The following is a 6,485-nucleotide window of genomic DNA, read 5'->3' as shown; positions in this document are numbered from 1 at the left end:
CTTTCTTCTGGTCCCTGGGTCGCGTTTTTTCAACATCTCCCGCGGCGCGGCCCGGGGGGGGGGCGGGCCCCCGTTTGTCGGGGGCCCCCCCCCCCGCCCGGGGCCATCACCTGCCCTTCGGACTGGCGGGATTCGGCGGCGGTGTGACGGTCGATCAACTACGGGTGCTGCGGCGGCAGTTACTTGACGACGCCGAGCGAGACGTAGTCGTAACGGCCGTTGTAGGCGTCGGACATGTAGGCGTTGGTCAGCCTCGACCCGCGCCAGGTGATGTTCTTCTCGTACAGGAAGGGCATCCAGTCGGCCTGGTCGAGGATGCGCTTGTCGAGTTCCTTGTAGATCTCGCCGGCCTTGGCCGGGTCGGTCTGGGCGATCGCCTTGTCGAAGAGACCGTCGACCTTCTTGTCCTTGATCTGGGACTCGTTGTAGTTACCGGTCGACTTCAGGAAGCGGCTGTCGAACAGCGGCTGCGCGTAGCCCTGGCCGGAGGGGAAGTCCGGGCCCCAGCCGCTCATCGTCATGCCGTAGCCGCGCTTCTTCACGACGGACGGCGAGCCGGTGATGCTGGAGGTGTCGGCGCCGTCGAGCGCGTCGACGTCGACCTTGATGTTGGCCTTCGCGAGCTGGGCCTGGAGCGCCTCGGCGGCGTCGACCTCACCCGGGTTGTTGTTGCGCGCGGTGAGCTTGGTGGAGAAGCCGTTCGGCTTGTCGCACTGCTTCAGCTCGTCCTTGGCCTTGGCGAGGTCCGGCTTGCCCTTGCGCTTGAGGACGCCGTACGGGTCGTAGTCGCTGTGACCCGGGATCGCCACGGGGAACGTGCTGTTGGCGATGTCACCGGCCGCGACCTTGCCGCCGCGGGTCTGCTGCAGGCTCGCGAAGTCCGTGGCGTAGAAGACGGCCTTGCGGCAGTGCACGTTGTCGAACGGCTCCGCCGTGTGGACCAGTGCGACGTAGCGCACGAAGGACGTGTGCATGTTGTCGACGTTGCCCCGGTGGTCCGAGACCGCGGAGACGCGGCCGGACTGGGTCATGCCGGTGCCGTTGAGGTCGACGTCGTAGTCGCCCTCCATCAACTTCTTGTCGTTCTCCTCCAGGTTGGCGGAGATCGTCACGTCGATCTTGTCGGGCAGCGCCGCGCGGATCGGGTCCGAGGACTTCTTCCACTTGTCGTTGCGGACCAGCACGATCTTCTTGTTGGACTTGTACTCCTGGAACTTGTACGGGCCCGAGGAGAAGGGTCGCTGCGTGTACTTCGCCTTGGTGTCCTTGGACTCCTTGACCGGCGAACCGCTCGGCATGGCGAGGAACTGCTCGAAGTCACCGTTGCGCTTGGGCAGTTTGAAGACGATCGTCTGGTCGTCGGGGGTCTGGATCGCGTCGAGGCCGCCCTTGTCCTTGTACGGCCCCTTGTACTTCCCGTCGGGGTCGAGCGTCTCCATGATGTAGCCGGGGCCACCGGTGATGGTGTCCGTCGCCCAGGCGCGCTCGATGCCGTACTTGACGTCCTTCGAGGTCAGCTTGGAGCCGTCCTCCCAGGTCAGGCCGTCACGCAGCTTGTACGTGTAGGTCTTGCCGTCGTCGGAGATCTTCGCGGTGGAGGTCGCGAGGTCCGGGACCAGCTTCGTGCCCGCCTTGCCCGGCTTGGTGTCGTAGGACACCAGCTGCCGGGTGTAGAAGCGCATGAAGTCCCAGGACATGCCGTAGTAGGCGCGCTGGGGGTCGGCCGAGTCGAGGTCCTGCTTGCCGACCATCTTCAGCGTCCCCCCCTTCTTCTTGGACGCGTTGGCGACCTTGTTGAGCGCCGCGTTGTAGCCGGCCCCCTTGCCGTCGCCGCCGTCGTCACCGTCACCGCTGCCGCAGGCCGTGGTGGTCACCAGCGCCGCGACGACGAGGGCCGCACCAGCGGTGAGCCGTCGTTTCGAGGAAACTGTGGGCATTTTCTCGTAACCTCCGAGATTCGCGGTCCCTGGCCTTGAGCTGCCGGAGAACCATGGGTAGAGCCACCTGACGTGCGGCAGGGGCAAGTCAGTTGAGGACTTCTAACGCGTCCCCTTCGGGTCGAGCGCGTCCCGCAGCCCGTCGCCGAAGAGGTTGAAGGCCAGGACCGTGATGAAGATCGTCACGCCCGGGAAGACCATGAACATCGGGTCGTGCTCGTACGTTTCGAGCGCGTCGCGCAGCATGCCGCCCCACGAGGCCGTCGGCGGCTTGACGCCGGCGCCGAGGAAGCTGAGGGCCGCCTCCGTGAGGATGTTGGTCGGGATCATCAGCGTCGCGTAGACGGTGATCGGGGCGACCAGGTTGGGCAGCAGCTCGCGGAAGAGGATGTGGCGCCGTCCGCCGCCGAGGCTGCGGGCCGCTTCCACGTACTCGCGCTCACGGAGCGAAAGAGTCTGGCCTCTGACGATCCGTCCGACGTACGGCCAGCCGAAGAAGCCGATGACCAGGACGAGGATCGCGACGCGCACGCTGGTGCCCTGCAGACCGAGCAGGTCGTCCGGCAGGACGGAGACCAGGGAGATGATGAAGAGCAGCTGCGGGAAGGAGAGCAGCACGTCCATCACGCGGCTGATCAGCGCGTCGACCCAGCCGCCGAAGTAGCCGGCGATGATCCCGAAGAGGGTGCCGAGCGCGACGGCGACGATGGCCGCGAGGAACGCCACGAGGAGCGAGATCCGCGCGCCGTAGACGATGCGGCTGAAGACGTCGCGGCCCTTGTTCGGCTCGACCCCGAAGAGGTAGTCGCCGCTCACTCCGCCGAGTGCGCCCTTGGGCAGGTTGGTCAGCTCGTCCAGCTTCTCCTGGTGGAAGTCGTTGGGCGGATGGCCCAACAGGCTCACGATCAGGGGCGCGAAGACGGCGACGAGGATCAGGACAAGGACCGTGATGCCGCCCGCGAGGGCGACCTTGTCCCGCTTCAGCCGGTTCCAGGCGATCTGCTTGAGGGACCGTCCCTCGACCTTCTTCACCCCTGCATCAGCTGCGGGGGCGACGTCCTCGGTCGGGTCCGCGTCCGCAGGTGTGTCATGCAATGGCGCCGTCATCGTGGCAGGGACCCCTCTCAACCGGTGGTGACCGGCCCGCACTTGCCGCTGTAGCGACGTGATCAGTCCGTCGTACACAGGGGCGAAGGCCCCTGGAGCGGGAGTCTTCATCCACGTCGCGATCTGTTACCAGCCTTGACGGGGAATGGATGCGCAACCGTGATGCTGATCGAGGTGTTCCGTTATGCGGACGCGTGTGAACGAGGGGCGAACACGGGGCAGTTGGGGTGCAAGGAACCACGGGAGCCCATAGGGCCCCACCCGCATCAGAACGGACATCGCGCCCGTTCCTGCTGTTCAGTACTGCGCCGGGTATCCGTAACCGCCCGCGGGCGCCGCGGCCGCCTGGGCCTCGCGGTCGTAGAACGGCCGGGCGTTGGCACGCAGCCACATCGCGACCGGATCGTCGTCGTCGGACATCGCGACGGTCGACACCGGCAGCCCCTCGGGGACGGCCCCGATGGACTGCTGCATCATCGCGCGCACCGCGTCCACCGACGGCGGCGACGTGTCGTACACATCGAGGCCGATGGCCAGATAGGGCGCACCGAGCGCGGGCTGCACCCAGGCCCTGCGCAGCGAACGCACCGCGGGGGTGCGGTGCGCGTTCTGCGTCAACAGGGCGTAGAACTGGGGGATTTCGATGCTCGGCTCGGTCAGCCTGAGCGGCCCCGCGGGCAGCAGGTCGAGGCCGGTGGCGATGCGGCGCAGATCGAGCCAGGGGATGCCGACGCCGCCGCCGGGGGCGTGCGGGTTGAGCCAGAGGCCGTAGTGGTCGGGGTAGAGGGTGCGCGCCACGTCGAGTCCGCGCACCACTTCATAGCTGCGGTTCCAGCCACTCGCGGAGAGCTCCTGGGCGGAGGTCACGCACGGTGCGTAGCCGAGGCCCTCGACCTCCATGTTCCCGTACTGGGCGTCGGGGGATCCGGCCTGGCCGTGCCAGAGCAGCATCCACACCTGGTCGGCGGCGAGCGCGCGCAGCAGTGCCTCGTACGCGTCGTAACGCCCCGGCGTCACCTGGCGCAGCATCTGCTCGACCTGACCGGCCGCGCCCGTGCCCGACGCACTCACCCGTAACCGCCCCTTCTTGACGAATTCGACGAACCCCGTCGCCCGGCACCACGGTGCCCCGGCCGGGTCATGGAACCAGCTTAAGCGGCGATCCCGGCGCGGACTTGACGTACGCGGCCTCAGACCTCACGACGTACGCGGCCTCAGACCTCACGACGATAGAAGGGCCGCACCCGCTCGCGCAGCCAGTCGCCCACCGGGTCCTGCGCCACGTCGAGCAGGACGAGGTTCACCGGCCACGGCGCGGGCACCTGGCCGAGGGCGCGGCCGAGCGCCTCCATCGGCAGCTCGCGGGCATTGCCGTCCCAGGTGGCCAGCTCGACGCCGACGAAGAGGGTCGGGTCGTCCGTCTCGATGTCGGCGAGGCAGCGGCGGGCGGTGAGCACCACGCCCGTCGCCTCGAACTCGCGCCCGGCGGCGGCCAGGAAGTCCACCGGGTCGTGCTGCCAGTCCGGCTCGTACAGGCGCACGCGGCCGCCGGTGGTGGGCCCGTCGAGCTCGGTGCGGCCGACGCGTGCGAGCTCGGCGACGGCGGGCGGCGGCAGCGGGACGCCGACGGTGCCGTCCGGGTTGAGGGCGATGCCCAGCTGCGGGGGCAGGCCGCGCGCGAACTCCACGGCGGGCGCCACGGTGCAGCCCATGCGGTCGGCCGCGTCACCCAGTGCCTGGCGGAACTGCTGCTCGGAGCTGAAGACGGGGACGTACGCCTGGCCGTCGATCTCCAGCGTCGGCAGGTCCAGGGTGCCGCTGTCGGGGCCGCCGCCGTTCGGCAGCGGGATCCAGATCGGGCTGCGGCCGAGGACCTCGACGATGCGGCCGCCGGCGGACGCGGACGCGCCGAGGGAGGCCGCGAGCACCTCTTCGAGTTCATTGCCCGGCCATCCGCCATACGGATGGGCGTGTGCCTGCGCCGGAAAGTCCATCTGTCCAACCCCTGCTCGACCGCTCTGCCTGCGGCTCGAACCTTAACGCCGGTCGGTGCGGGGCCGGACGCGTGCACCCAAATGGACACGCTCCGCATCCGTCTGGTTGCGAGGTGTAGCCACCGCTTCGAGGGTGGCCGTAATGCCGTACGCCCCGGCATGCCGTGCCACCCGCCGAAAGGACCCCGTTCATGAGACCGCGCAGGACCGTCCCGCTCGCCCTCGGCGCGTCCCTCTGCGGCGCTCTGCTGCTGGGGGCCGCGGGGCCGGCCGCCGCAGCGCGGCCCGCCGAACCCGCGGCACCCGCCGCACCCGCCGTGCCCCGCACGGTGCAGGACCTGGAGTCGCTCCTCGAGGCGTGCCAGTACCTGCTCGACACCTCCTTCGGCGGGTGGATCAACCCCGACGGCCTGGCGAAGGTCAGCGCCGAGCTGGACACCCTGCTCGGCGCGCCCACGCCGGACACGGCACAGCCGGGCACCTGGCCCGGCATGGCGCGGGCCACCTTGAAGAAGGAGGTCGACGCGCTGGTCGCCGCCGCGTCGGAGGGCGACTGGATCAAGGTCATCGGCTCCCTGCAGACCGTGCCGAAGGCCGCCAACGACCTCCTGTTCGCGGTCGGCCTGAGCCAGTGGATCGACTCGCTGCCGCCGGCCCCCGAGGTGGATCCGGCCACCGCACAGCTTCCGCAAACCCCCCAGTAGTCCAGCCAGTTCAGCCAGTTCAGCCAGTTCAGCCAGTTCAGCCAGTTCAGCAACCAGAAGGGACCCTCCCATGCGACTCAGCAGGACCGTCACCGCCCTCGCCGTCACCGTCTCCCTCTCCGCGGGCGCCGTCGCCATGACCGCGGCGCCCGCCTTCGCGGCCCCCTCCGTCACGCGCTCCGCCGAGGACCGCGCGGTCCTGGTCGAGCAGGGCTTCGACGCCCTCTACGCCGCCATCGACGAACTCACCGAACGCGCCGCCGACGGCACCGCGGACGAGTCGCACAGCGCCGCCGTGGACGCCGCCATGGAGCGGGTGCTCGGTGCGATCGGCGCGGTGCGCGCGGCCGACCCGGAGCCCAAGCCCAAGGACGACGACCCGGCGGCCGCGGCGGAGGCCAAGCTGAAGTCCCAGGTGGACGTCCTGATCAAGGCGGCGGCCAAGGCGGACCTCCTCGGCCTCGTCGTCGCCCTCAACGCGGTCCCGCAGCTCGCGGTGGACCTGCTCATCCAGGTCGGCCTCGGCAAGCTGGCCAAGGACCTGCCGAAGCTGCCGGAGGCGCCCAAGATCCCGGGCCTGCCCGAGGTCCCGAAGGTCCCGGGCCTGCCCGAGGCCCCGGCCGTCCCGGCGATCCCCGGCCTGCCGAAGATCCCGGGTCTGCCCTTCTGACGTACGACTGCTTCGTACGACTGCTTCGTACGACTCCCTCGTACGCAGCCGGGGCCCGCGCCGACGGATGGCG

The 6,485-nt window shown here is 69.4% G+C and carries 6 protein-coding genes; 2 read left to right on the top strand and 4 right to left on the bottom strand.

The annotated features are described in order from the left end of the window. Nucleotides 1–179: 179 nt before the first annotated feature. The 4 genes from ACFWZ2_RS43260 to ACFWZ2_RS43245 form a co-directional block, all read right to left on the bottom strand. Complete coding sequence (locus ACFWZ2_RS43260) at nt 180–1,937, bottom strand: ABC transporter substrate-binding protein (protein WP_384555298.1); 1,758 nt, start codon at nt 1,935–1,937, stop codon at nt 180–182. Nucleotides 1,938–2,039: 102 nt separating this feature from the next. Beyond that, nucleotides 2,040–3,044, bottom strand: coding sequence for an ABC transporter permease (locus ACFWZ2_RS43255; protein WP_384555297.1), 1,005 nt, complete (start codon nt 3,042–3,044; stop codon nt 2,040–2,042). Between the two features lie 297 nt (nt 3,045–3,341). Continuing rightward, nucleotides 3,342–4,115 (bottom strand): enhanced serine sensitivity protein SseB C-terminal domain-containing protein, encoded by a 774-nt coding sequence (locus ACFWZ2_RS43250; RefSeq protein WP_384555296.1) that lies wholly within the window; start codon nt 4,113–4,115, stop codon nt 3,342–3,344. Between the two features lie 143 nt (nt 4,116–4,258). Further along, the gene (locus tag ACFWZ2_RS43245; RefSeq protein WP_384555295.1) at nt 4,259–5,038 is read right to left on the bottom strand and encodes an enhanced serine sensitivity protein SseB; all 780 of its coding nucleotides are present in this window, start codon (nt 5,036–5,038) and stop codon (nt 4,259–4,261) included. A gap of 191 nt (nt 5,039–5,229) precedes the next feature. Here ACFWZ2_RS43245 and ACFWZ2_RS43240 point away from each other — a divergent pair, with 191 nt between their 5' ends. Beyond that, entirely contained in the window at nt 5,230–5,742 is a 513-nt protein-coding gene (locus ACFWZ2_RS43240) for a hypothetical protein (RefSeq protein ID WP_384555294.1), read from the top strand. A 70-nt stretch (nt 5,743–5,812) separates the two neighbouring features. Next, the gene (locus ACFWZ2_RS43235; RefSeq protein WP_384555293.1) at nt 5,813–6,412 is read left to right on the top strand and encodes a hypothetical protein; all 600 of its coding nucleotides are present in this window, start codon (nt 5,813–5,815) and stop codon (nt 6,410–6,412) included. Nucleotides 6,413–6,485: the final 73 nt, after the last annotated feature.

The organism is Streptomyces sp. NPDC059002 (assembly GCF_042740435.1).
Classification (GTDB): Bacteria; Actinomycetota; Actinomycetes; order Streptomycetales; family Streptomycetaceae; genus Streptomyces.
Note: the sequence above shows the minus strand (reverse complement) of the source record. Positions and strands in the feature narration are given on the sequence as shown.